Origin of the sequence: Dyella jejuensis (assembly GCF_044904675.1) — a bacterium.
Classification (GTDB): domain Bacteria; phylum Pseudomonadota; class Gammaproteobacteria; order Xanthomonadales; family Rhodanobacteraceae; genus Dyella_B; species Dyella_B jejuensis.
The window spans coordinates 104,171-126,764 of record NZ_JADIKJ010000007.1; the positions used below are offsets into that span (position 1 = coordinate 104,171).

The following is a 22,594-nucleotide window of genomic DNA, read 5'->3' on the forward strand; positions in this document are numbered from 1 at the left end:
GACAGGCACAGCGGCGTGCGTGCCACGAATCACCCGGTATCGGGAACGGTGCCGTTTATTTTGCCGCTTACCGCAGCGGCGCGATCCCCGGACAGGCCGCCAAGCCAGGCGCCACCGCGGCGCGCGACGCGCGGCCAAGCCGAGGAATCACAATGAAAAGAATGCTGATCAACGCAACTCAGCGTGAAGAGTTGCGTGTGGCCATCGTGGATGGCCAAACCCTTTACGACCTAGATATCGAAATCCCCTCCCGCGAACAGAAAAAGGCCAATATCTATAAAGGCCGCATCACTCGCGTCGAACAATCCCTCGAAGCCTGCTTTATCGACTACGGCGCCGAACGCCACGGTTTCCTGCCGCTGAAGGAGATCGCCCGCGAGTACTTCACGCCGGGCCTGGATCCTTACAAATCCAATATCCGCGAGCTGCTGAAGGAAGGCCAGGAAGTCGTCGTCCAGGTCGAGAAAGAGGAGCGCGGCAACAAGGGCGCCGCCCTGACCACCTACATCAGCCTGGCCGGTCGCTACATGGTGCTGATGCCGAACAACCCGAAGGCCGGCGGCGTTTCCCGCCGGATCGAGGGCGAAGACCGGCAGGCACTCAAGGAAGCCCTGGAACACCTGAAGGTGCCGGACGATGTCGGCCTGATCGTGCGCACCGCCGGCATGGGCCGCGATGCCGAAGAACTGCAATGGGACCTCGATTACCTGCTGCAGTTGTGGAAGGCTATCTCCCAGGCCGCCAGCTCCCAGAAGGCGCCGTTCCTGATCTACCAGGAATCGAAGCTGTTCATCCGCGCCTTGCGCGACTACCTGCGCAACGACATCGGCGAGATCCTGATCGACGAGGAATCGCTCTATAACGATGCCCGCGAATTCGTGCAGCAGGTCATGCCCAACGCCCTGCGCAAGCTCAAGCTGTACAAGGACGACACCCCGCTGTTCTCGCGCTACCAGATCGAAACGCAGATCGAGAGCGCCTTCGACCGCAGCGTGCGCCTGCCTTCCGGCGGGTCGATCGTGATCGACCAGACCGAAGCGCTGACTGCGATCGACATCAACTCCTCCAAGGCCACCAAGGGCGGCGATATCGAGGAGACGGCGTTCAATACCAACTTGGAGGCGGCGACAGAAATCGCCCGCCAGTTGCGCATCCGTGATGCCGGCGGCCTGATCGTGATCGACTTCATCGACATGGACAGCCCCAAGCACCAGCGCGAGGTCGAGGAACGCCTGAAGGAAGCGTCCAAGCTGGACCGTGCCCGCATTCAGACTGGCCGCATCTCCCGTTTTGGGCTGATGGAAATGTCCCGCCAGCGCCTGCGCCCGTCGCTGGGCGAAGCCACCCAGATCGTCTGCCCGCGCTGCGAAGGCCATGGCCATGTCCGTGGCGTCGAATCGCTGGCACTGTCGACACTGCGCCTGATCGAAGAGCACGCCATGAAGGACAACACCGGCCAGGTGCTGGTGCAGGCGCCACCGAGCGTGGCCAACTTCATGCTTAACGAAAAGCGTGCCAGCGTGGTCGAGATCGAGCTGCGCAACAAAGTGCATGTGGTGATCGTGGCGGACGACAAGCTCGAAACGCCGCACATCGAAATCCAGCGCATCCGCGAGGCGGATATGGGCGAGCACAGCAAGCCCAGCTATGAGCGCCTTACCGCCGAAGAAACCAATGTAGTGCGCAAGATGGGTCAGATGCTGGGCAGCAGCGAGCAGCCGGCTGTCAGCGGAATCGTTCCCTCCAGCCCGGCGCCGATCCGCGAGGAAACGCCAGAGGCGGCAGCGCCCGTCGCTGTCCAGGCACCGAAGCGCCAGCCGGTGGCGGCCCCTGCCCCGGCGCCCGCTGCCAGTGGCGGTTTCCTGTCCCGCCTGTTCGGCATGTTCCGTGGCGCCGAAACCGCGGTCGCGGCGCCGGCCCCCGCTCCAGCGCCGGCCCGCAAGGAAACGCCGCGCAGTGGGAAGTCGCAAGACCCGCGCCGTACCGAGCGCGCTCGCACGGACGGACAACAACGCCAACCGCGCGATCCGCAACAGCAGCGCGGCCCCCAGGGCAAAAACCAGCAGCGTCAGCGCAATGAACAGCAGGCGCATGGGCGGCAGCAAACGCAGAACGCCAAACCCGAACGCCAACCCAAGCCCGCACACGTAGACGAAACCGCGATCCCGGAACAACGCACCAAGCCGCAGAACACGCCTGCAGCGAAGCCTCAGCAGGAACGCCAGCCGCGTCAACCGCAAGCGGAACGGGTGCCCCCGGTAAATGCAAATCCGCCCGCAGCGCCCAAGCCCTCCGAAACACCACAGCCGCAACCCGAAGCGGATGTACCTGTGCTGGCGGTGAACGAAGGCCTGGATACCTCCGTCGAAAGCCTCGAAGGCAGCCAGTCCCGCCGCCGTCGCGGCCGTCGCGGTGGCCGTCGCCGTCGCCGCCATGACGGTACGACTGCAACTGGCGCCCCGAACGAACAGATGAACGCGCAGGACGCGGATGACGAGGACCGTGAAGGCAACCATGACGCGGCCGAAGTGGTCCACGCACCGCAAGCGCAGGCCGAGCCGGCTATCGCGGCCCGCTCCGTTGCCGTAGCGCCTGCAACACCTGTGGCGGCTTCCGAATCATCGACAGAACGTGCGGCGCCGGAAACCCCATGGAACAACCATGATCCGGTGCACCCTGTCGTTCAAACGGCTGCCGACGTGCCCGTCGAATCCGGCCGCCCCGACTCGACGGCGAGCGAGAGCCATGCCGCCGCGCCGCTGATCGTTGCATCCGCACCGGCAACTGCTTCGTTCAACCTGCCGGTGTTGCCGCCCATTCCCGTGCGCGAAACATCGGAGGAAGGCGAATCAATGGAAGCTGTCGCGCACCAGCCTCACAATGAGGCGGCTCCCGCGCAGGCCGAAGTGGTAACGGTTACAGTGCCGCATGACGAAGCTGCCGCAGCGAACGAGGCCAACGTCGCCACGCCACTCGAATCTTTAGTTGCTTCGAAACCTACCGCCATGGATTCCGCTGCTTCCGGGTACGCTGCCGACAAATCAGCTGTCGAACCCATGCTGGCGCCGGCGCCGTTGATCCATCAGCCGGAACAGGGCGATCTGCTATCAACACCGATCCACCCGCCTGCGGCAGCCCCGACGCCTCAGATACACAATGAGGAGCGACCTGCCGCACCCGAGGGCGACGAAGACCTCCCCCCGGAGCAACGCGATAGCAAGCTCCACTGACGCTCGCCAGGCATAGCGGTACAAAACGAAAGGGGCCGGACAAGTGTCCGGCCCTTTCTGCTTGCTGGTGTAATCAAATTCGTTCAGCTGCCGACCTGATTGTTGTGGGTATCCAACAGGCCATGCACCGTCATCAGGTGTGCGAGGCTTATGACGTGATCCACCTGTAGCTTTTCCATAAGCCGTTGCTTGTAGGTGGACACCGTTTTCGGACTCAGATTTAGTTGTTCGCCAATGGCCGTGAGGGCCTTGCCACGTACCAGCATCATGGCTACTTCCAGCTCACGGCTGGAGAGCACATCGAAAGGCGAGCCTTCGCCATCCAGCGTCGCCAATGCCAGCTGTTGCGCCACGGCTGGCGCCAGATAGCGCCGGCCTCCCATTACTTGACGCACGGCGTTGAGCAGCTCCTCCGCCGCACAGCTCTTGGTCAGATAACCGTGTGCGCCAGCATCCAATAGACGCTTCGGAAAACGGGCGTCGTCGACGACGGTTACAACGATTACACGTGTAGGAAGGTTCGCTCGGGCCACACGTTCAGTCAATTCGATGCCGCTCATGCCGGGCATATGCACATCCACCAGCGCAATATGTGGCCTGGTCGCCCGGATCAGGCGCAGGCCGTCTTCGGCCGTACCCGCTTCACCGCATATGCGAATATCCGGCTGCTGTAGGATCATTCTGAAGCCGGTTCGAACAAGCTCGTGATCGTCCACGAGTACGACATCAATCATTTTGCGCCCCTCCCTGGTTAGGTACTGTGCACCTGCAAAGTAGGCGTCTGGCCGACACATTGCAAGCCCGTAACCCCGCGTTCGGCAAGGACTTTCCATATAGCTCCAACGCCCACAAAACTGGTAGGAATTTGCCTACAGACTAGTCCTAATTTTGATGCCATCATTACTGTATGCATTTCGCACGTCACGCAGGTCGAACACCCCAGCAAGGCTAGTTGGAACTAACCGAATGGAGCGTACCGATGGTGATCTACTCGCTCAGCCAGTCATCCTCGGGGGATTGGAATATCCGCCGCGAATCGGCGACCCTGTTCAGCCAGCTACGACTGGGCCCCGCTATCCAATTGGCGCGCGAAGCCGCCCGCGACGAACACAACCGTTCTGGACGCAGTACCTGCGTTGAAATGCCGGGCCCTTCCTCTACGATCCGCCTGGCCCAATACGCGCGCCCCGGTTTGCCGATCGAAACCGCCGTAGCCTGATCCGATCGGCCGACCGAGCGAACACACCTCCGCCAAGGGCTAAGCGCATGATACGATCCGCGCGCCTGCAGCCTGTCCCCGACAGCTGCCTCCTGCCCGGATGGCGAAACAGGTAGACGCAAGAGACTTAAAATCTCTCGACCGCAAGGTCATGCCGGTTCGATTCCGGCTCCGGGCACCAAGCGAAAACAGATACTTACATTCCGCCTCCTTCGCCTTACTCGCGGTACTTGTAAAAATCCGTGTAAAAAAGATTGGCAACAGTTGTAGTGGCGCGATGATGCACGGGCTTTTCCTACGCACGCTACCACTGGATCGACGAGGCGCTTTACTTCCGCCGGCATTATGATGCGCAACCCTTCTGCCGGGTCGCCAGCACCGGGCATGAGTGGGAGATCCCGTTCGCTCCAGGCAACGGCCACGAACCAGGCCCCTACGCCCCACTGCGCCACCAGCCTCAAACGGGCCATGCGTGGCGACAGACAGTACGCCAATTACCACGAGCGGGCTCATGGGGCAGCCAATAAAGGCTGGGCTACGGAACCGCATGCTCCTACATGCACATAACCGTTACGGTCGGCCGACGTCGTCGTCGGCATCCTTGGTTTTTCAGGATGGAGCACGACCATGACACACCCCTACCCCACGCCGCCCTTCGAAGCACAATCCCAGGATTACCCGGGTACCTTCACCAGCATGAAGCCGGTGCCGGATCATGGGGAAAAGGATTATCAGGGGCACGGCCGACTGAGCGGCAAAGTGGCACTGATCACGGGCGCCGACAGTGGCATCGGCCGCGCAGTCGCCATTGCCTTCGCGCGCGAGGGCGCCGATGTCGTGCTGTCTTATCTGGCCGAAACCGAGGACGCCAAGGATACGGTCAAAGTATGCAAACAGAGCGGCAAAGACGCTATCGCGATCGCAGGCGATATCGCCGACCCCGCGCATTGCCGCGAATTGGTAGAGGCGACCATTAAACGCTTCGGGAAGCTTCATGTAGTGGTCAACAATGCAGCCTTTCAAAAAGAAGCCAAGTCGCTCGCCGACATTGCCGACGAAGACTGGCAACGGCATTACAACGTCAACATTCATGCGATGTTTTACATCCTGCGCGCTGCCGAGCCGCACCTGAAACCCGGCGCGTCGGTGATCAACACGGCGTCCATTAACGCCAAGCGTCCACCTACTGCGCAACTGGCCTACTCCTCGACCAAAGGCGCCATTACCAATTTCACGACTGGCCTCGCTGGCCTTTGGGCGGAGAAAGGTATCCGCGTGAATGCCGTGCTGCCTGGACCGATTTGGACTCCGCTGATCCCTTCCACGATGGAGCCGGAGGAATACCGCGATTTTGGCAGTCAGGTACCGCTGCAACGTCCTGGCCAACCGGTCGAGCTGGCGGGTGCATACGTGTATCTGGCATCCGACGAAAGCAGCTATACCACGGGGGCCATGATTGCCGTAGCGGGCGGCGCGCCAAATCTTTAAAAACCCTTACGTTGGCATGCGATGGCCGGCACATTTGTTCACCGGCCGCCGCACGATGTATGCGGGTCGCCTTGCGCGTGAACCGGAATTTCATGCCTATTGCGCAACATTCATCTTGACGTCGCCCATAGCCAAGGCGAACACCTCGAGCTGATATCAAAAGGAATTGGAACCTGCATTCACGCATCCATCCGGTGAACTGAACCTGCACATCTTCTTCCGCATAGATGCGATTCACGCCATGTCCTCACGATAATGACGCGATATCCGTAGGGTTGGAAACGTCTATCCCACGGGAGTTCGGCATGCGTGATCCAGCCCACGACATCGACGTACTCAACGATCTCATCGAAATAACCATGGATAGTTACGAAGGCTATCGTGAAGCGGCAGAGCATTTGGAAAACACCGAGGTCGCCGCTCTCTTTTCACGCTGGGCGCTTAATCGTCGGCATGTACTTTGCGAGTTGCGGCACGCCGTGCAAAACCTGGGAGGACGCCCCGTCGCGGAAGGCACCGTCCTCGGATCCGCTCGACGGTTTTTCGTGGACCTTCGTACCCACCTGACTGCGAATCACGATGCGGTCGTCGAGGAAGCCGAGCGCAGCGACGAACACCTCAAGCATCAATTTGAGTCCGCCTTGAACGACTACAGGCTCAGCACTCCGGTGCGCGATGCCGTTGAACACGCTTACCTGTCAGTGAAAACCTGTCATGGCATCGTGCATGAATTGAAGCAGCCCTGTCCCTCGCACCCGCGTTGCGCTCGCTAGGGATGCTCTCGATATTCCGTGTATTTAGGGGTGTAGGTGAGATATAACAGTCCTCTTCTTGATGAAGGCGCCGATCCATGAATCGACGGATGTCTGAAGCTGGCTTTCTTCAAGGAGGGGGAGAACTCGGGGCGCTTATCCGATCCCGCGACTGGTCGCGCACACCGCTCGGCATTCCCGAGACATGGCCGCAGGCCCTTCGCACAGCCGTAAGACTCATCCTTAATACTGACCATCCCATGTATATCTTTTGGGGTGCCGAGGGTTATTGCCTATACAACGATGCTTATCGTCAGTCGATAGATTCCGAGCGCCACCCAGGGGCGCTTGGCAAACCTGTCCGCGAAGTATGGTCGGAAATCATGCCCACTATTGGACCGCAGATCGAACAGGTCATGCGCGGCGATGGAGCAACCTGGCACGTGGACCAATTAGTGCCCATCACACGCAACGGCATCAAAGAGGACGTTTACTGGACTTACAGCTTCTCGCCAATTGGCGACGACGAAGCGCCCACGGGCGTCGGCGGCGTTCTAGTGATGTGTTCCGAGACCACTGAGCAGGTGGTGTCGTGCCAGCAACTGGCGATCAGCGAAGAGCGCTTGCAGCTGGCATTATCGGCCGGCGGCGGCATCGGGACGTGGGACTGGGATATTCCCAACAATCGCGTTTTCGCGGACGAACGCTTTGCCAGGTTGTATGGCGTGGATCCGGAACGCGCCCAGCGTGGCGCGCCGTTCGAAGAGTTCCTCGCTTCCGTGCATCCCGACGATCTGCATGATTTGCGACGTTCCATCGATAATTGCGTCGCCACGGGCGAACCGCTTAGTAGCGAATACCGGCTTGTCCGGCCAGATAATCGCGAACGCTGGGTGCTCGCCCAAGGTCGATGCATCAAGGATGCACACGGGAAGCCAGTCCGATTTCCCGGAGTCAGTTTCGACATCTCCGGCCGCAAGCGCACCGAGCGTAAATTGCAACGACTATACGAGGTCATGGAGGATGAAGTGGCCCAACGCACGCGGGAGCGCGACCGCGTTTGGCAATCGTCCCCGGATCTCATTGCCGTGCTTCTCAAAGATGGAACGTTTTTCCGCACGAATCCCGCATGGAACACTTTGCTCGGTTGGACCGAAGGGACACTGAACGAATTGAAAGTGCAAGACCTGATTCATGCCGATGACCTCATGGCCTTCGATTTGCACATGCAGCGTTTCGCCGAAAGCCCAGGGCCTATGCGCTTTGAAAATCGGATCCGGTCCAAGCAAGGAGAGTATCGGTGGCAACAATGGGTTGTCGTTCCTGACGAGGACCAGCTGTATTGCATTGCGCGAGACATTCATGACACTCGCGAAAACGAAGCGGCACTCCAATCCGCGCAAGAAGCCCTACGCCAGTCGCAAAAAATGGAAGCGGTCGGGCAGTTGACCGGTGGCTTGGCGCACGACTTCAACAACATGTTGATGGGAATCAGCGGCAGCCTTGAAGTCATGCAGATCGACGTTCACAAAGGGAAGATCGAACGGCTCGACCATTACATGGCGATGGCCATGAAATCGGTCCAGCGGGCCTCTTCCCTCACCCACCGGCTGCTGGCGTTCTCCCGGCGGCAAACCCTTGCGCCCAAGCCTACCGACATCAACCGCCTCATCATGGAAATGTCGGACATGATCCTCCGCACCATGGGACCGAGCATAGCAACCGATTTCGCGACCGGCCTGGATACCCCGATTGCGTTGATCGATTCGCACCAGCTGGAAAACGCCCTGCTCAACCTGTGCATCAATGCAAGTGATGCCATGCCGGACGGCGGGCGGCTGACCGTCGAGACGAAGTCCATCTGGCTCGACTCACGCGCGGCGAAGGCCAACGATGTCGCTGAAGGGGGATATGCGCTACTGACCGTGACCGACACCGGAGTCGGCATCCCACCGGAAGTTGCCTCGCGCGTATTTGAGCCATTCTTCACGACAAAGCCGACGGGCGAAGGCACGGGACTAGGCCTGTCGATGGTGTATGGGTTCGCGCGGCAATCAGGCGGCCAGATCCAAATTGTTTCCGAGCCGGGACAGGGTACCTCCATGCACCTTTACCTGCCCCGGTTTATAGGCGTCGTGGAGCGCGACGCCGTGCCGGAAGTCTCCGCCGGACGGCAGGACTTCATCGATCAAAAGACCGTATTGGTCGTCGATGATGAAGACATCATTCGCTGCCTGATCACGGAGATGCTTCGTGAAACCGGTTACACCGTATTGGAAGCGGCGGATGGACCGACCGCCTTGAAGCGCCTGAAGGAAATGGATGAAATCCATTTGCTTATCACCGACGTGGGGTTACCCGGCGGCCTCAACGGGCGCCAAGTGGCGGATGCGGCCCGACTGCTACGTCCCGACTTGAAAGTATTGTTCATCACGGGCTATGCAGCGGGCGCTGCCGTGGGTACCGACCTTCAAGAGGACAACATGCAGGTGATCACGAAACCCTTCTTGATGGAAACCCTATCGAAGGCAGTCCACCAGATGTTGAACACACGACCCTAATTACCTGCTCGATGTTGCGCCCATTTGCTGGTGGATGTAGCAAGCGCCAACGGAAGCGAAGCCTGACGAGAGGCCGCGCCCAAAAAAACGGCCAATTCTTTCAGTCCAGCACCGCGCCATGGCGATGGCTCAGTCTCACGAAGCCTGGGCCAACAAGTGCCCTCGCGTCGCCGAACAACAGCCGGACGACACTGTCAGATGGCAGGTAGCGGCCATGGCAGGCCCAACCGATCGGAACCATAATCAGGCGCGCGCAGATTCCGGAGGCCATCATGAAAGCTTTGCGATTCGCCCGCCACGGCGGCCCCGAAGTACTTGAATACATCGACATGACCACGCCCGAGGCGAACGAAGAAAGCGCCCTGGTGCGTATCCACGGCGCATCGGTCAATCCAAGCGATGTCAAGAATGTCGCCGGCCATTTCCCCCATACGACACTACCGCGCATCCCAGGTCGCGATTTCAGTGGCGTGGTGGAACAAGGCCCCTTGGCCTGGCGCGGCGCGGAGGTCTGGGGTACCGGCGGTGATATCGGCTTCACCCGCGACGGCACGCATGCCGAATACATCCAGATTCCGATTGCTGCGCTGGCACGCAAGCCTGCTGCACTCGATCACGAACAAGCGTCCGCCGTGGGCGTCAATTTTGTGGTGGCTTGGCTGGGCGCGGTCGACTACGCGCAACTGCGCGAAGGCGAGACGATCGCCGTGATCGGCGCGGGTGGCGGCGTCGGCGGTGCGGTGACGCAGATTGCCAAATCGCTGGGTTGTCGCATTATCGGGATCGATCGCTCACCCGTGGATGCCAGCTCGCCAGCAGGAAAGCGCATCCATGATTTCGTGCCGTTCGACGAGCACGCCATCGCTCATGTACGCGATCTCGAAGGCCTTGCGGAAGGCGTCGATGTGGTTTTCGACAGCGTTGGCGGTGTCGCCTTCGACACTGCACTCGGTTTGGTCAAGCGACGCGGGCGTGTGGTGGAAATCAGTGCGACCGGGCGGCGCAGGGTGGAGTTCGACCTGATCGACTTCTATCACAACGAGACCCAGCTATTGGGCGCCGATAGCGCCAAGCTCGGGGTTGTCGAGTCCGCGCGATTGATGCAAGCCATTGCCCTTGGCTTCGACGCCGGCAAATTCGACGCACCGGTCATCGCCGAACGGTTCACGCTGGCACACGGGCGCGAGGCTTACGAGGCGGTCGCCAAAGGTACGTCCGGTCGCGTGGTCATCGTACCTGCATGATCTTTCGCACGTTCCATCCATCTGGAGCAACCATGAAGGCTTATCTTGTCTCGCTGGTGGTCGGCGTGATCGTTGGAGTGATCTACGGCCTGCTGCGCGTGAAGTCGCCGGCACCACCCACGGTGGCCCTGATGGGCTTATTCGGCATGCTGGCCGGGGAGCAGCTGATTGCGGTGCTCCGCGCCATGTTGCGCTAAGCAGCGTTCATCATGAGACGATTCAGCCTTCCGCCTTGGGCTTACGCCCGCGCCGCGGCTTGGCTTGCGCCTGGGCAATCAATCCCTGCAGATAGGCAATGCCCTCTTCTTCCGGGAAGAAGGACACCACATCGGCTATCGTCAATTTATATTGCTCGCGCAAGGCCAGGAATTCCTCCCGGGCTCGTTGCATCGCAGACATGGCGGCCTGTTTAGCCGTTTGCCTGGCCGTTTGCTTGGTGGTCGCGCGCTGCTCGATTTTCTGGTCGAGGGCCGCAAGTTCCTCCTGGAAGCGGCGGAAGGCGTCTTTGGGGAGAGTCATGGCTACTTGGGATATGACGGGACCACCGATTATCTCACAGGAAAGCCGGGCCCAAAGGCCAGGCTCCAGCCGGCCATGGAATGGGCCCTCCAGGCGATGCGATGCCGACCTACCTCATAGTTACGATGCACCGGCCTGCCCCTATTCGCACACATTGCGCGAAGCTTTCATGTCTTCGGTGCCTGGATTTCAAAACGGTTAGTTCACCAGACTCCGCCACCATCCGACAGCATGTAAAAAAACCACTCATAAAAACCCCTATCCAGAACCGTAATGGCTTCGCCGCGAAAGCCTTGATTGATCCGCGCACCGATCCAGCCTGACTTGTAGACACGCGCAAATTCGGTCAATTCTGGCCTTAACCTAAATAAACCGAGCCGTCGCCGACATATAGCAACGAATTAGCAGGCTGTTGCAGCACCACCTTCATCGCTGTATACGCGCGACTTATTAAGCTCGGCCGCCTGGATGGATTATGGTGCCCAATAGTGCAGGAATGTAACGTCAAGCCGTGTTCATGGCGCGAAATAGCCGCCCCATTGAAATGCCCACTCGCTTAATAATACCCCGCAATTTTGCGTAATTCGTCAAAATACGTCAAACTGCTTTGTAAATGCATTTAGCATGTTATAGCCTAAAGCGCCCCACAAACTCGACTACAAAGGACCAATCATGGCCATTGACCTGAAATCCCTTTCCCCCAAAGAACTCAAGGCGCTCATTGCCAACGCGGAATCGCATATGCAGGAAGCAAGGGCAGGACAAATCCAGGACGTCAGGAACAAGATCGACACGCTGTTGGGCAACGCCGGCCTCACCCTGGCCGATGTCTATCCCACCCGTGGCGGCAAGGCGGGCAAGCGGGCATCGGTTGCCCCCAAGTATCGCAATCCGGAAAACCCGGCCGAAACATGGTCCGGCCGCGGCAAGCGCCCGCTATGGTTCGCCGCCGCCCTCAAACGGCGCGGTGTTACCATCGAGAACCTGTTGATCGATGGCGGCGCCAAGGCCAAGTCGGCCCCTGCGAAGAGGGTCGCCAAGAAAGCGGTGCGCGGCAAGAACAAGCGCCGCTGATCCTTGGTAACGCCTGCGTATACAAACCTCGCGGAAGGTATTTCGCGAGGTTTTTTTGTGATCCAGCGATTATTGGCACAGCCTCCGGTGATGGGGCGCCTGTGCGCCAGAAAAAATGATTCAAAAAAAGTTTTTCGCAAAAGTGCGAAACCTCCATCCCGGCGTACTTGCTTTTCCAGATGTAGTACGTCGCATCGCTGATGCCAAGCTTGCGGTAGGTTTCGGCGAACTTCGCCCCCGCTTCGACTTCTTTGAGGATGCGGACGATGTGTTCTTCGCTGAACTCGACTTTTTCATGCAGAGCTCCTTTGGGGAAACTCCACTTCTGTATGGCTCGAATCAGCGAGGACGCTTCACTTGAACTCAATCCGTGTACCGCTTGTCGCTCATATAGGCCTCTCGGGTGCCGGAAATTTGTCTACAAATCTCTGGCCTGTTCACCAAGAAGTTGACTAGGAACCTAGCTTCATATAGTTTCCTTGTAAACCATATTGGTCACATCCCTTACACGAGTAACTCACCATGTCTGCCCATCGTCTGGAAACCGTCCGCTCCAGCACCAAGACGGTTCGAATCGATTGCACTCCCAAAGCCGCCTTCGACTTCCTGGCCGATCTTGCCAATTGGCCGCGATGGGCTGTCGTGAACATACTGTCCACGAGCCGGACCAGCGATTCAGAGTGGTGGGACATGGTGACGCCACATGGCGCTGCGCGCCTGCGCCTGCGCGCCGACGAGCACCACGGGATTCTCGACCATGACTTCGTGGACCCGATGGCAAGCTGGACGGTGCCGGCGCGCGTGATTGCCAACGGGACAGGCACGGAATTCATGATCACGTTCTTCAAGCCACCGGCCTTCAGCGACGAATTTTTTGACGAACAGGTCAAGCTCGTCGACATCGAATTGAGCAAGCTCAAGGAGATGCTCGAACTGCCGACGGAACTGGCCGCTTGAGCGCGCAAGATCATCCCGACCTCCGGCGGAACAGCCCATGCAGCCCATTTCGAATCTGACTGATCACACTGGATACTGGCTGCGGGTGGTATCGAACGCCGTGTCACAGAGCTTCACCCGGAAAGTTGCGGACGAAGGGGTGACGGTGGCGGAATGGGTGTTCATGCGCATGCTCTACGAGGTGGGGGCGGTCTCGCCCTCAGTCCTCGCCCAGAAGATGGGAATGACGAAGGGGGCGATCAGCAGGCTTGCCGACCGGCTACTCGAGAAGAAGCTCATCGAGCAGACCGACGACCCCAACGACAGGCGAGCCCACAACCTGTCCCTGTCGAAGTCTGGGCGCCGGAAGGTGCCCGTCCTGTCGAAGCTCGCAGACGAGAACGATGCCGAGTATTTCGATGTATTGAATGCGAGAGAGCGCGATGCGCTCAGCAAGATCCTGAAAGCCCTGGTGGAAAGGCGACGCCTGTCAAACGTGCCGGTGGATTGATCCACTGGTCAATCTGCGCTTCAGCGGGAGGTGGGTATGGGCATCCTATTGGCCTTCGCGCCGTTCATCGTTTTCGCTGTCCTGGATCGCTTGATCGGGGCAACGGGAGCCCTGGTGGCCGGCGCTCTCGTCTCCGCGGCATTGTTGCTGCGCGATTGGATCGTGTCGGGACGCAAGCTGAAAATCCTCGAAGCCGGCACGACGTTCCTCTTTGGTGCGCTCGCGCTCTATGCCGTTCTGGGTGCGCCGACCTGGTCTGTCATCGGAATCAGGCTTTACGTTGACAGCGGCCTGCTGCTGATTGTCCTTGCCTCCCTGGCAGCCCGCCGTCCGTTCACCCTGCAATATGCACGCGAGCAAGTCGATCCCGAGCTCTGGGGCTCCCGCGCCTTCATCCGAACGAATTATGTCCTCACGGGGGCATGGGCGCTTGCCTTCGCCATGATGGTGGCCGCGGAATTCGCGCTGCTCTATGTGCCTGCCTTGCCTCGGCGCATCGGCATCATCATCGTCGTTCTTGCCCTCGTGGGCGCCGTGAAGTTCACCTCCTGGTATCCCAAACATGTCCGACGCTCGCAGCGGTCTTGAGCTGCCTCCGGGTGCACGATGCCGACACGTCCTGAACTCGAGATCAACCTTCATCGAGCACTGACTGACATCGCGCGTGGTTGTGTCTTACTGAATCTTTGGTGTGAGCTCTTTCTGACCATGCTGTTCTGCGACACCAAGAAGGGAAGTGCGCCTTGTAGGTGCCCCCCTTTCCTCTGTGCCTGTACTAGCGATAGTTGAGATCGGTGAGTTGGAAGGCGCAGTGCGCGGCGATGCACACGCTCTCGGCCATCAGTTCGGTCGGATGCGGGACCATTGTGGACGCCTCGATCATCAGCGCGCCCTCGTCCACGAAGAACCAGAGCGGACAGCGAGACCCCGAGATGCATCAGACCGCGAAAGGGAAACAGTGGTACTTCGGGATGAAGGCTCACATCGGGATGAATAGTAAAGAGAAGATCATCCACACCGTGAAGGTCTCGGCAGCGAACGTAGCCGCCGATTGGATCAAGACCAAGCCAGGCACTCGCCCGGCAATGTGGTGGCGGTACGATGCGCCGCGCCTCGACCCTGCGCAGCTAGGGCGCTGGTCGCGCACAGTGCTCGCCCCGCGCCTGATTGAAACGCGCCGCAAGCTAAGCGGAGAAGGGATGCCGCTCCACGAGGCATTGAACTACGCCCCGTCGCATCACTATGGCATTCCGGCTTGGTTCGGCGATCCCGACAATCCACCCGCGTTCGAATCGCAGCGGGCCTATCTGAAGCGGCACAGTCTACCGCTGCCGGCGGAGCGCCGGCAGGTTCCGGAGCCAGTGCGGTATCCGCTGCGGATTGAGGTGGCTACGCGGTGGAAATGAAATATGGAGGGCGGGAAGCGCCGCTCCACTGTCACCACTAGCGAAACTGGCTGAAGGTTTTAAGAAGCTTCATGGTCGAGTCGTAGTCGAGCTTATCGCCTTCAAACTCGCACCTATAGAGACCTTGGAGATTCGAAGGAAGAACAACCCCTTTTTCCACCAGCAGGATGACACGTTTTCCGTAAAGCGCCATGGCCGCACCAATTTCGATCAGCACATTGTCATTAATCTTGACGTGCTCGTTCCCATCTCGATCCAGATACTTTCCTTCAGCCCCAACGTGAAGCACACCTGCTCCACAGGAACGCATGTCCTCGAATACTTTTTCTGGCACTGGAATAGCCGTCGCTTCGCGCTCAACCGATACGATTGGCTCGAAGTTTCCAAACGTCAGAAGCTCCTTGATTTGGCCGACGATCTCACGCCGCTTCCCATGAGTTATGAATACACGATTCGCCTTAGTGTCAGGCAGCGTGTTTAGTTTGGCCGCTGACTCTACTGGTGAATGCTGGCCAACTTCAGGCCCAGCATCATGCGTCACCATGTCCACCGCATGATCTTGCTGGCGGTCATTTATATCTTGAGTGGCTGCTGGCAAGGGAACGCCAGGAGAATCAAGATTTATGAATGGGCCGGTAGGTGTCTCACGAATGATGCCAGCGTAGCTTCCGTTTGCTTTTATGATCCCGAATGCAGCGTGTGCTCGTTCAGCTGGAATGCCGAGCGATTTCAGTACATTAATTGCGATCGTTTCATTTGGCAGTTTTGCGCGGCGGTACTTCTCAAAAAATTCTTTCAGAATACGGGGCTTCAGGATCGCCTCTCGGCGTGCAGCAACATCTTGACCTTCTTCTTCCGGCGCGACGAGTCGTTTGCCCAGCGGAGTCAGCTTGATCACATTTGCATTAATTCCACCATCGGTTAATCCGTAGGCGATAGATGCACCGGTGAGATATTTCCAGCCACTGCTGGTTGGACTAACCCCAAGAGCGAGCGCCACATCCGGCGGAGAACCAGAGTCTCCGGCGAAATTGTCCATCAGCGTTGCGGCAATTTTCTGCGCATGCTGTAGCGAAGCCAACGGGAAGTCCGCTTGCTTGAAGTAGATTCGTTTATCGTCAGGCTTGATCGGTTGCTGTTTCTTCGCCGCTTTAGCGACCTTGGAGCCTTTGGCCGCAGATTTGCCAGTCTTTCCTTTTGCTTGAGCCACGTCATTTACTCCAATAACGGCTGAATTTTCTGCACCATGTCTGACAGAGGTGCTCCGAAAAGCAACTCTAGCCGCGCGCCTCGCGCCCCGGCTCGTCTTCTGCAACGCGCGTTCGCCAGTAGAAGTCAGACTTAACCCAGACGACGGTTTCCGCATTGAGCTTGCGAAACGCATTTAGTAGCGGAGTTCCCACCACAAGGTTGCCGTCTGCGTTTTCACGCAACAGGTCTTCTTGGCCTGATTTAACCAAATAATCGACAACATCGTCTTGGTAGAGGCAACCATGACGGTCGACCTGTGCCTGCATCCACTGCGCGGCGGCGGTGGCGCTCATTATTTCTCTGTTTGAACTGGTTCGAGAGATTCAACAGGGAAAACTCCCGTGTCTAGCTTCTTCCCAGCAAACCATTGACAACGGTATTCACCCGTCGGCTGCTTAGCTGGATAGCTGAGAAGAATCTCATTCACCGTCATGTCCGGGCCGCCTGATTTGAGCTTGACGATATCGCCGAGCTTGAATGCACCTTGCTTCGCCATAGAGACCCCCATCCCGGTTTGGTGTACCCGAAGCATAGCGGCGGCATCGAGTGCATGAAAGATCGAGCTGGCGAGGCTGACGTGGAGGCAATCACCTATGCTTGGGCGGGTTCGATCTTCATAGGCTGCGCGTAGGCCATGCAGGCATGTGCAGGAGCGTGTCGCGCGAGGGAGACACTCCCTACTACTGCCCCCGTAGTTCGCGCACAGCGAAATCGCTGCGCGAATCGCGCCCATCCGCGTCCGTAGTCGTTCGCGCGCAAGCGAGTTGCGATATAGGGACGAAAGTAGGGACGCTGAATAGCATGCAACAAAAATCTATGGTCCCTCCCCGATTTGCAACACGGTGAGTGGTGGTGTGGTTTGGCTTGCTTAAATCTATCCGGCGTCTTGGTGGGGATCGCTCCCCGCGCCACGATGAGAGTCGCGCCTGTCGGTCCTTAAAAAGCCCTCGGCCTCATGGGCCAATTTTGCTGTCAGGTTGTCCGTCAGGCCGGTGTGCCGTTCACGCCATCACGTTTCCGTCGTCGCAAAACCAGGTGGGTTAAAGGTCTTCGGCGGGGTCCTGTCAGGCTGGCAGGACACCCGCCTCGAAGGTGGTGTGCTGTCGGGCCAGTGCCCACGCCATGCGTGCCATCTTGTTGGCCAGCGCACAGGCCACCACATTGGAGTGGCGTCGGTTTAGCAAGGTGCGTACCCAGTCAGCCAGCGGGCCTCGCTGGCGATCCAGTCGCTGCATGTAAGCGCGGGCACACTGCACCAGCAACCGTCGGGTGTTCTTGTCGCCCCGCTTGCTGATGCCCAAGAGGTTGGCTCTACCACCGGTGCTGTACTGCCGTGGCACTAGGCCGAGCGAGGCGGCGAAGTCCCGGCTGCACCGATAAGGTTGACCATCGCCCATCTCGGCTGCCAACACACTGGCCGTGATCGGCCCCAAGCCCGGGATCGTGAGCAGGCGTTGCCCCAGATCATCCCCGGCCAACTGGCGGCTCAGTTCCTTCTCGATCGCCTGGATCTGTTCGCTCAGGTAGCCGTAGTGCGCGTGCAGACGCTCCAGCACCTGCACCATCGCCGGTGGCAAGTCCTCATGCTCGGCGAGCACGGGGGAAAGACGACGGATCACGGCCTGTCCGATGGGCAGGCTGATGCCAAACTCCAGCAGGAAGCCGTGCATCTGGTTGATCGTCTTCGTGCGGTCGCGGATCAGTGACTCGCGCACACGATGCAAGGCCGAGAGGCTTTGCTGGGTGATCGTTTTGGGTGACACGAAGCGCATGGATGGCCGTGAGGCGGCTTCGCAGATCGCCTCGGCATCGACGAAGTCGTTCTTGTTGCCCTTCACGAACGGGCGCACGAACTGTGGGGAAATCAGCTTCACCTGGTGACCCAAGGTGGAGAGCCGGCGGGCCAGATGGTGGGCCCCGGCGCAGGCTTCCATCACCACCGTGCAAGCGTGGAAAGTCGCCAGAAACTCGATCATTGACTTGCGACTGAACTTCTTCCGGAACACCGCTTTGCCGTGCCGATCCTGACCATGCAGGTGGAACGTATGCTTGCCCAGGTCAATGCCGATCAACGTGACGTTTTGCATGAGCGTGGCCTCCTTGAAAAACTTCACCCTACCTCGATGCCCGAGATAGGGTGGGGAGGGACCATCTCATTAAGCCCCTTATTTCAGGGACTTAATCGCATTACTGGCGGAGAGAGTGGGATTCGAACCCACGGTAGGCTTGCACCTACGGCAGTTTTCAAGACTGCTGCCTTAAACCACTCGGCCATCTCTCCGTTGTCTTTTTGCGAGGTGCACTTTATGTGCACTACGGCAGTTTGATACGGACCTCCTGCCCTGCTTCTCGTGCCACGGCCTCGCCGATGGTTGTTGGCGCTGCCCTCTCGCGAGGGCGACAATCCTATCAGGAACCGCGCACGCGCGGACCAGCCGTGCCTTTGCGGGAGAGTGCGGCCAGTGCCCATACCATGATGATTACCGGTATCAGGCCGCCCAATAGCGGGAACAGCATGACCGGCTGGCGCAGCACCATCGGCAGCAGTTGCGTGCCAGTAGCGAAGGCGATGATCCACAGCCGCCAGCTGCGGCGCCGGCGGGCGATCCAGAAGCTGGCCACCACTAACGCCAGGGCGATGCTGCTGAGCACCAGGTCGAGCGTGGGCAATATCCACACGCTGGCAAAGCCCAGGCGCGTGCCGATGACCGAAGCGAGCACGAACATCAGGAAATAGCTGGTGTAGAACTCCACCTTGTCCCAGGACGTGCGCGCTATCGTGTTCATGCAATTTTCTCCGCGCTGGCCATGTAGGGACGAAGGGCTTCCGGCACGGTAATCGAGCCGTCGGCATTCTGGTAGTTTTCCATCACCGCGATCATGGTGCGCCCCACGGCAAGGCCCGAACCGTTGAGCGTATGCACCAGCTCCGGCTTGTTGGTCTCGGGATGGCGCACACGCGCCTGCAGGCGGCGTGACTGGAAATCCTCGCAGTTGGAGCAACTGGAGATTTCGCGGTAGGTCTGCTGGCTGGGCAGCCATACCTCCAGGTCATAGGTCTTGCTGGATTGGAAGCCCATGTCGCCGGTGCACAGCAGCAGCTTGCGGTATGGCAGGCCCAGCTTCTGCAGCACTTTTTCGGCGTGGCCGACCATTTCCTCCAGTTGCGCGTAGGAATCGCCTGCCCGCGCAACCTGCACCATTTCGACCTTTTCGAACTGATGCTGCCGGATCATGCCGCGCACATCGCGGCCATAGCTGCCCGCTTCCGCCCGGAAGCAAAGCGAATGCGCGGCAAGGCGCAGCGGCAAGGCATCGGCGTCCTGGATGGTGTCGCGCACGAGATTGGTGAGCGAGACTTCGGCCGTGGGAATCAGATAGCGACGCGAATCGCCCACCTGGGTCGCAAACAGGTCTTCCTCAAACTTTGGCAGCTGGGTAGTACCGAACATCGAATCGCTGTTGACCAGCACGGGTACGTTGCATTCCAGGTAACCGTGTTCGCGTGTGTGCAGGTCGATCATGAATTGCCCGAGCGCACGATGCAGCTGGGCAAGCTGGCCGCGCATGACGGTGAAGCGCGCGCCGGAAAGCTTGGCTCCGGCTTCGCCATCCAGCCAGCCATGGCGCTCGCCCAGGTCGACGTGATCCTTCACGTCGAAATCGAAGCTGCGCGGCGTGCCCCAGCGGCTGATTTCACGGTTATCGGATTCGTCCTTGCCGACCGGTACCGATTCGTGCGGGATATTGGGGATCAACAGCGCGATATCGGAAAGTTTGGCCTGCACGTCCGCCAGTGCCAATTCGTTCGCCTTGAGCTTGTCGCCGATGCCGGCCACTTCCGCCATCAACGCGGCGACATCCTCACCCTTGGCCTTGGCCTGGCCGATGGCTTTGGAGCGGGTATTGCGCAGGTTCTGTAATTCCTGCGTCTCGGTGGACAGCTGCTTGCGTCGGCTTTCCAGCGCCTCCACCGCGCCCACGTCAAGCGTGAAGCCTCGGGTTTCCTTCAGCCGCGCGGCGGTTTCAGCCAGGCGCGAACGCAGCAATGCGGGGTCCAGCATGTCGAAGTCCAGAAAGTATGGCCAGAGCGAGCGATTATCGCCGTGCGGCAGCCATGGTCGCAACGCGGCACGCTGGCATGGCGTGACGGGGATCGGCGTTCCATGGGCAGAGGCCGCCGACTTTGGCTCTGCCAGCCGATGCGTCGCAAAGCCAAACGCAGGCGAGCCTGGCATGAATGGGGGCGCGAACAAGTTCGAAAGCCCATCGGTCGCGCGCTGGCGGGGGGTATCGGCCTGTCCGCGTCGGGCTTATTTACCGCGCGCCTGCCGGCGGGCTTCGCGCAGGGCTTGCAGCTTTTCGCGCAATTTCAATTCCAGCCCACGCGCTACCGGTTGGTAGAACTCCGTGCCGGCCAAGGCGTCCGGCAGACATTGCTGGTCGAGCGCGACGCCGCCTTCCAGGTCGTGATCGTATTGATAGCCTTTGCCGTAGCCCAGGCCCTTCATCAACCGGGTCGGCGCGTTACGCAAATGCAGGGGCACTTCCAGCGTGCCGGTCTGGCCGACCACGGCCCGCGCCTGGTTGTAAGCCGCGTAGGCGGCATTGCTCTTGGGCGCGATCGCCAGCCAGATCGCCAGCTGCGCCAGTCCCAATTCGCCCTCCGGGCTGCCGAGCCGTTCGTAGGTATCCCATGCATCCAGCGCCATGCGCCATGCGCGCGGCTCGGCCAGGCCGACGTCTTCCACCGCCATGCGCGTCATGCGGCGTGCCAGGTACAGCGGATCGCAGCCGCCATCGAGCATGCGCACCAGCCAATACACCGCCGCATCCGGGTCGGACGAACGCACCGATTTGTGCAAGGCTGAGATCTGGTCGTAGAACTGTTCGCCGCCCTTGTCGAAGCGGCGCGTGCGATCGGCCAGTACCTGTTCGAGCGTGGCGTTGTCGATCACCTTGCCGTCGGCCAGCTCGGCGGCGATCTCCAGCAGGGTCAAGGCCCGGCGCACATCGCCGTCGGCCGCCTGTGCAATCAGGCGCAGCGCGGATTCGGCCACGTCGAGCTGTAACGCGCCCAGCCCCCGTTCGGTATCGGCAAGCGCGCGCTGCAGGGCGGCGACAATGTCATCCACCGAAACGGCATCGAGCACGTGCACGCGGCAGCGCGACAACAATGCCGAATTGAGTTCGAAGGAGGGGTTCTCGGTGGTAGCGCCGATAAAGATGATCACGCCGCGTTCGATGTGCGGCAGGAAGGCATCCTGCTGCGCCTTGTTGAAGCGATGCACTTCGTCCACGAACAGCAAGGTGCGCCGGCCTTGCGAGAAATTGACCTCGGCCTCGGCCAATGCCTTGCGCACATCGGGCAGGCCCGACAGTACCGCCGAGATGGCGCGGAAGTCCGCGTCGGCGTAGCGCGCCACCAGCAGTGCCAGCGTAGTCTTGCCACAGCCCGGAGGCCCCCACAGCACCATCGAGTGCACGCGCCCGGCTCCCAGCGCACGCCGCAATGCCTTGCCTGGCGCGAGCAGCCGCTGCTGGCCGACGATCTCCTCGAGGCTGCGCGGACGCATGCGCTCGGCAAGCGGCTTGAGTTCTTCTGCCTCGGTCGCGAACAGGTGGGGAGCGTTATGCGGGGCGCGTCGATCCATGGACAGATGATAGGCCATCCGGCGTGGATGGTTCCTCACGCGCCGCATGCCCCGCCCGCCTGATGTGGGCGTTAATCGTACTGGCGCAGGAAGACGTGCCGATAAACGGCATAACCGAGGCCGACGGCGCCGATGAGTGCGGCGGGAACCAGCAATACGCGCTCCTGGATGCATGCGAATCCCCACGCACCCAACACCGCGCCGAGAATGAAATGTCCGGCGACCAGCAGGCATACGTGGATGCGCAGCATGTCCACCGGCAGGCCGCGCAGGCGTTGGCCTAAATAGATGCCCAGGTCCGTGAAAATGCCTGAGAGATGCGTGGTGCGCAATGTCGCGCCGCTGTAGGTCGTGACCATGGCGTTTTGCAGGCCGCACGCCGCCGAAGCAAGGTACAGGCCGAGGTCGTCAGCATCGCGAATCAAGGGCGTGGCGGCGAACAGGACTAGCGATTCGAGTATCAGCACCACGCCATATCGCCGCCCTAATTGCAGCGTCCCCTGCTTCACGATGAAACCGCTGACCATCGCGCCGACCAGGTACGATACGATCACCAGCCCCCAATGCAGCAGGTCTGTGTTATCGCCAGCAGCCAAGGCGATGCCGAACTCCGTGCTGGTTCCGGTCAGGTGGCTAATGGGTTCATGCCGGAAGCACAAGTAACCGACCGCATTGATGCAACCGGCCACCAGCGCCAGCAGGCCACCACCTACCCAAGCCCAGCGCGGCAGCTGGCGAATCATGCGATG

General features: G+C 59.9%; 21 protein-coding genes, 2 tRNA genes and 2 pseudogenes. 13 read left to right on the forward strand and 12 right to left on the reverse strand.

Annotated elements, in window-relative coordinates:
• The first annotated feature begins 152 nt into the window (after positions 1–152).
• Positions 153–3,230 carry a ribonuclease E gene (rne, locus tag ISP15_RS07815; RefSeq protein WP_404546666.1) on the forward strand — a complete coding sequence of 1,026 codons (3,078 nt, stop codon included), beginning with the start codon at positions 153–155 and terminating at the stop codon, positions 3,228–3,230.
• Positions 3,231–3,313: 83 nt separating this feature from the next.
• Here the strand turns inward: rne and ISP15_RS07820 are convergent, their stop codons facing one another.
• Positions 3,314–3,964, reverse strand: coding sequence for a response regulator (locus ISP15_RS07820; protein WP_404546668.1), 651 nt, complete (start codon positions 3,962–3,964; stop codon positions 3,314–3,316).
• Positions 3,965–4,209: 245 nt separating this feature from the next.
• On the opposite strand from ISP15_RS07820, the gene ISP15_RS07825 reads away from it, so the two are divergent.
• The 7 genes from ISP15_RS07825 (at position 4,210) to ISP15_RS07855 (ending at position 10,691) form a co-directional block, all read left to right on the forward strand.
• Positions 4,210–4,449 (forward strand): hypothetical protein, encoded by a 240-nt coding sequence (locus tag ISP15_RS07825; RefSeq protein WP_404546669.1) that lies wholly within the window; start codon positions 4,210–4,212, stop codon positions 4,447–4,449.
• Positions 4,450–4,543: 94 nt separating this feature from the next.
• Positions 4,544–4,630 (forward strand) — tRNA-Leu (locus ISP15_RS07830).
• Between the two features lie 515 nt (positions 4,631–5,145).
• On the forward strand, positions 5,146–5,937 hold the full coding sequence (locus ISP15_RS07835; protein WP_404546671.1) for a glucose 1-dehydrogenase: 792 nt from the start codon (positions 5,146–5,148) through the stop codon (positions 5,935–5,937).
• Positions 5,938–6,242: 305 nt separating this feature from the next.
• A complete protein-coding gene (locus tag ISP15_RS07840) occupies positions 6,243–6,710 on the forward strand; it encodes a PA2169 family four-helix-bundle protein (RefSeq protein ID WP_404546672.1) in 468 nt (155 codons plus the stop codon).
• A gap of 77 nt (positions 6,711–6,787) precedes the next feature.
• On the forward strand, positions 6,788–9,250 hold the full coding sequence (locus ISP15_RS07845; protein ID WP_404546673.1) for a PAS domain-containing hybrid sensor histidine kinase/response regulator: 2,463 nt from the start codon (positions 6,788–6,790) through the stop codon (positions 9,248–9,250).
• Positions 9,251–9,522: 272 nt separating this feature from the next.
• A complete protein-coding gene (locus ISP15_RS07850) occupies positions 9,523–10,494 on the forward strand; it encodes a quinone oxidoreductase family protein (RefSeq protein WP_404546675.1) in 972 nt (323 codons plus the stop codon).
• A 32-nt stretch (positions 10,495–10,526) separates the two neighbouring features.
• Positions 10,527–10,691 carry a DUF1427 family protein gene (locus tag ISP15_RS07855; protein ID WP_404546676.1) on the forward strand — a complete coding sequence of 55 codons (165 nt, stop codon included), beginning with the start codon at positions 10,527–10,529 and terminating at the stop codon, positions 10,689–10,691.
• Between the two features lie 22 nt (positions 10,692–10,713).
• On the opposite strand, the gene ISP15_RS07860 is transcribed toward ISP15_RS07855, so the two are convergent.
• The gene (locus tag ISP15_RS07860; protein WP_404546678.1) at positions 10,714–11,013 is read right to left on the reverse strand and encodes a 2-hydroxyacyl-CoA dehydratase; all 300 of its coding nucleotides are present in this window, start codon (positions 11,011–11,013) and stop codon (positions 10,714–10,716) included.
• Positions 11,014–11,685: 672 nt separating this feature from the next.
• Between ISP15_RS07860 and ISP15_RS07865 the strand changes: the two genes are divergently transcribed.
• Positions 11,686–12,087, forward strand: coding sequence for an H-NS histone family protein (locus ISP15_RS07865; RefSeq protein ID WP_404546679.1), 402 nt, complete (start codon positions 11,686–11,688; stop codon positions 12,085–12,087).
• A gap of 145 nt (positions 12,088–12,232) precedes the next feature.
• Here ISP15_RS07865 and ISP15_RS07870 read toward each other — a convergent pair.
• Positions 12,233–12,388 (reverse strand): annotated as a pseudogene (locus ISP15_RS07870) (transposase); the annotation flags it as partial.
• Between the two features lie 221 nt (positions 12,389–12,609).
• Here ISP15_RS07870 and ISP15_RS07875 point away from each other — a divergent pair.
• The 4 genes and pseudogenes from ISP15_RS07875 to ISP15_RS07890 all read left to right on the forward strand — a co-directional run.
• Positions 12,610–13,044 (forward strand): SRPBCC family protein, encoded by a 435-nt coding sequence (locus tag ISP15_RS07875; RefSeq protein WP_404546681.1) that lies wholly within the window; start codon positions 12,610–12,612, stop codon positions 13,042–13,044.
• 37 nt (positions 13,045–13,081) lie between these two features.
• Positions 13,082–13,534, forward strand: coding sequence for a MarR family winged helix-turn-helix transcriptional regulator (locus ISP15_RS07880; protein WP_404546682.1), 453 nt, complete (start codon positions 13,082–13,084; stop codon positions 13,532–13,534).
• A gap of 36 nt (positions 13,535–13,570) precedes the next feature.
• Positions 13,571–14,122 (forward strand): hypothetical protein, encoded by a 552-nt coding sequence (locus ISP15_RS07885; protein ID WP_404546683.1) that lies wholly within the window; start codon positions 13,571–13,573, stop codon positions 14,120–14,122.
• A gap of 269 nt (positions 14,123–14,391) precedes the next feature.
• A pseudogene (locus ISP15_RS07890) lies at positions 14,392–14,580 on the forward strand (transposase); the annotation flags it as partial.
• Positions 14,581–14,977: 397 nt separating this feature from the next.
• Here ISP15_RS07890 and ISP15_RS07895 read toward each other — a convergent pair.
• From ISP15_RS07895 to ISP15_RS07935, 9 genes are all read right to left on the reverse strand, one after another.
• Positions 14,978–16,150 (reverse strand): TIR domain-containing protein, encoded by a 1,173-nt coding sequence (locus ISP15_RS07895; RefSeq protein ID WP_404546685.1) that lies wholly within the window; start codon positions 16,148–16,150, stop codon positions 14,978–14,980.
• Positions 16,151–16,217: 67 nt separating this feature from the next.
• The gene (locus tag ISP15_RS07900) at positions 16,218–16,484 is read right to left on the reverse strand and encodes a DUF6953 family protein (RefSeq protein WP_404546686.1); all 267 of its coding nucleotides are present in this window, start codon (positions 16,482–16,484) and stop codon (positions 16,218–16,220) included.
• Positions 16,484–16,687, reverse strand: a complete 204-nt coding sequence (locus tag ISP15_RS07905) for a YodC family protein (protein ID WP_404546688.1) — start codon at positions 16,685–16,687, stop codon at positions 16,484–16,486. The genes ISP15_RS07900 and ISP15_RS07905 overlap by 1 nt, the downstream gene beginning before the upstream one ends.
• A 568-nt stretch (positions 16,688–17,255) precedes the next feature.
• Complete coding sequence (locus ISP15_RS07910) at positions 17,256–18,278, reverse strand: IS110 family RNA-guided transposase (RefSeq protein WP_404546689.1); 1,023 nt, start codon at positions 18,276–18,278, stop codon at positions 17,256–17,258.
• A gap of 104 nt (positions 18,279–18,382) precedes the next feature.
• A tRNA-Ser gene (locus tag ISP15_RS07915) sits at positions 18,383–18,472 on the reverse strand.
• 128 nt (positions 18,473–18,600) lie between these two features.
• Positions 18,601–18,978, reverse strand: a complete 378-nt coding sequence (locus ISP15_RS07920) for an LrgA (RefSeq protein WP_404546691.1) — start codon at positions 18,976–18,978, stop codon at positions 18,601–18,603.
• A complete protein-coding gene (serS, locus tag ISP15_RS07925; RefSeq protein WP_404546692.1) occupies positions 18,975–20,255 on the reverse strand; it encodes a serine--tRNA ligase in 1,281 nt (426 codons plus the stop codon). Before serS ends, ISP15_RS07920 begins: the two co-directional genes overlap by 4 nt.
• 249 nt (positions 20,256–20,504) lie before the next feature.
• Complete coding sequence (locus ISP15_RS07930; RefSeq protein ID WP_404546694.1) at positions 20,505–21,845, reverse strand: replication-associated recombination protein A; 1,341 nt, start codon at positions 21,843–21,845, stop codon at positions 20,505–20,507.
• Between the two features lie 71 nt (positions 21,846–21,916).
• On the reverse strand, positions 21,917–22,588 hold the full coding sequence (locus tag ISP15_RS07935; RefSeq protein ID WP_404546696.1) for a YoaK family protein: 672 nt from the start codon (positions 22,586–22,588) through the stop codon (positions 21,917–21,919).
• Between the last annotated feature and the right edge of the window lie 6 nt (positions 22,589–22,594).

Bases quoted from the DNA above. Each gene is read 5' to 3' on its own strand.
- ISP15_RS07840 (WP_404546672.1), top strand. From the start codon at position 6,243: ATGCGTGATCCAGCCCACGACATCGACGTACTCAACGATCTCATCGAA.
- ISP15_RS07920 (WP_404546691.1), bottom strand. From the start codon at position 18,978: ATGAACACGATAGCGCGCACGTCCTGGGACAAGGTGGAGTTCTACACC.
- ISP15_RS07820 (WP_404546668.1), bottom strand. From the start codon at position 3,964: ATGATTGATGTCGTACTCGTGGACGATCACGAGCTTGTTCGAACCGGC.
- ISP15_RS07880 (WP_404546682.1), top strand. From the start codon at position 13,082: ATGCAGCCCATTTCGAATCTGACTGATCACACTGGATACTGGCTGCGG.
- serS (WP_404546692.1), bottom strand. From the start codon at position 20,255: ATGCTGGACCCCGCATTGCTGCGTTCGCGCCTGGCTGAAACCGCCGCG.
- ISP15_RS07850 (WP_404546675.1), top strand. From the start codon at position 9,523: ATGAAAGCTTTGCGATTCGCCCGCCACGGCGGCCCCGAAGTACTTGAA.
- ISP15_RS07825 (WP_404546669.1), top strand. From the start codon at position 4,210: ATGGTGATCTACTCGCTCAGCCAGTCATCCTCGGGGGATTGGAATATC.
- ISP15_RS07860 (WP_404546678.1), bottom strand. From the start codon at position 11,013: ATGACTCTCCCCAAAGACGCCTTCCGCCGCTTCCAGGAGGAACTTGCG.
- ISP15_RS07905 (WP_404546688.1), bottom strand. From the start codon at position 16,687: ATGGCGAAGCAAGGTGCATTCAAGCTCGGCGATATCGTCAAGCTCAAA.
- ISP15_RS07900 (WP_404546686.1), bottom strand. From the start codon at position 16,484: ATGAGCGCCACCGCCGCCGCGCAGTGGATGCAGGCACAGGTCGACCGT.
- ISP15_RS07930 (WP_404546694.1), bottom strand. From the start codon at position 21,845: ATGGATCGACGCGCCCCGCATAACGCTCCCCACCTGTTCGCGACCGAG.
- ISP15_RS07910 (WP_404546689.1), bottom strand. From the start codon at position 18,278: ATGCAAAACGTCACGTTGATCGGCATTGACCTGGGCAAGCATACGTTC.
- ISP15_RS07875 (WP_404546681.1), top strand. From the start codon at position 12,610: ATGTCTGCCCATCGTCTGGAAACCGTCCGCTCCAGCACCAAGACGGTT.
- ISP15_RS07935 (WP_404546696.1), bottom strand. From the start codon at position 22,588: ATGATTCGCCAGCTGCCGCGCTGGGCTTGGGTAGGTGGTGGCCTGCTG.
- ISP15_RS07865 (WP_404546679.1), top strand. From the start codon at position 11,686: ATGGCCATTGACCTGAAATCCCTTTCCCCCAAAGAACTCAAGGCGCTC.
- rne (WP_404546666.1), top strand. From the start codon at position 153: ATGAAAAGAATGCTGATCAACGCAACTCAGCGTGAAGAGTTGCGTGTG.
- ISP15_RS07855 (WP_404546676.1), top strand. From the start codon at position 10,527: ATGAAGGCTTATCTTGTCTCGCTGGTGGTCGGCGTGATCGTTGGAGTG.
- ISP15_RS07845 (WP_404546673.1), top strand. From the start codon at position 6,788: ATGAATCGACGGATGTCTGAAGCTGGCTTTCTTCAAGGAGGGGGAGAA.
- ISP15_RS07885 (WP_404546683.1), top strand. From the start codon at position 13,571: ATGGGCATCCTATTGGCCTTCGCGCCGTTCATCGTTTTCGCTGTCCTG.
- ISP15_RS07835 (WP_404546671.1), top strand. From the start codon at position 5,146: ATGAAGCCGGTGCCGGATCATGGGGAAAAGGATTATCAGGGGCACGGC.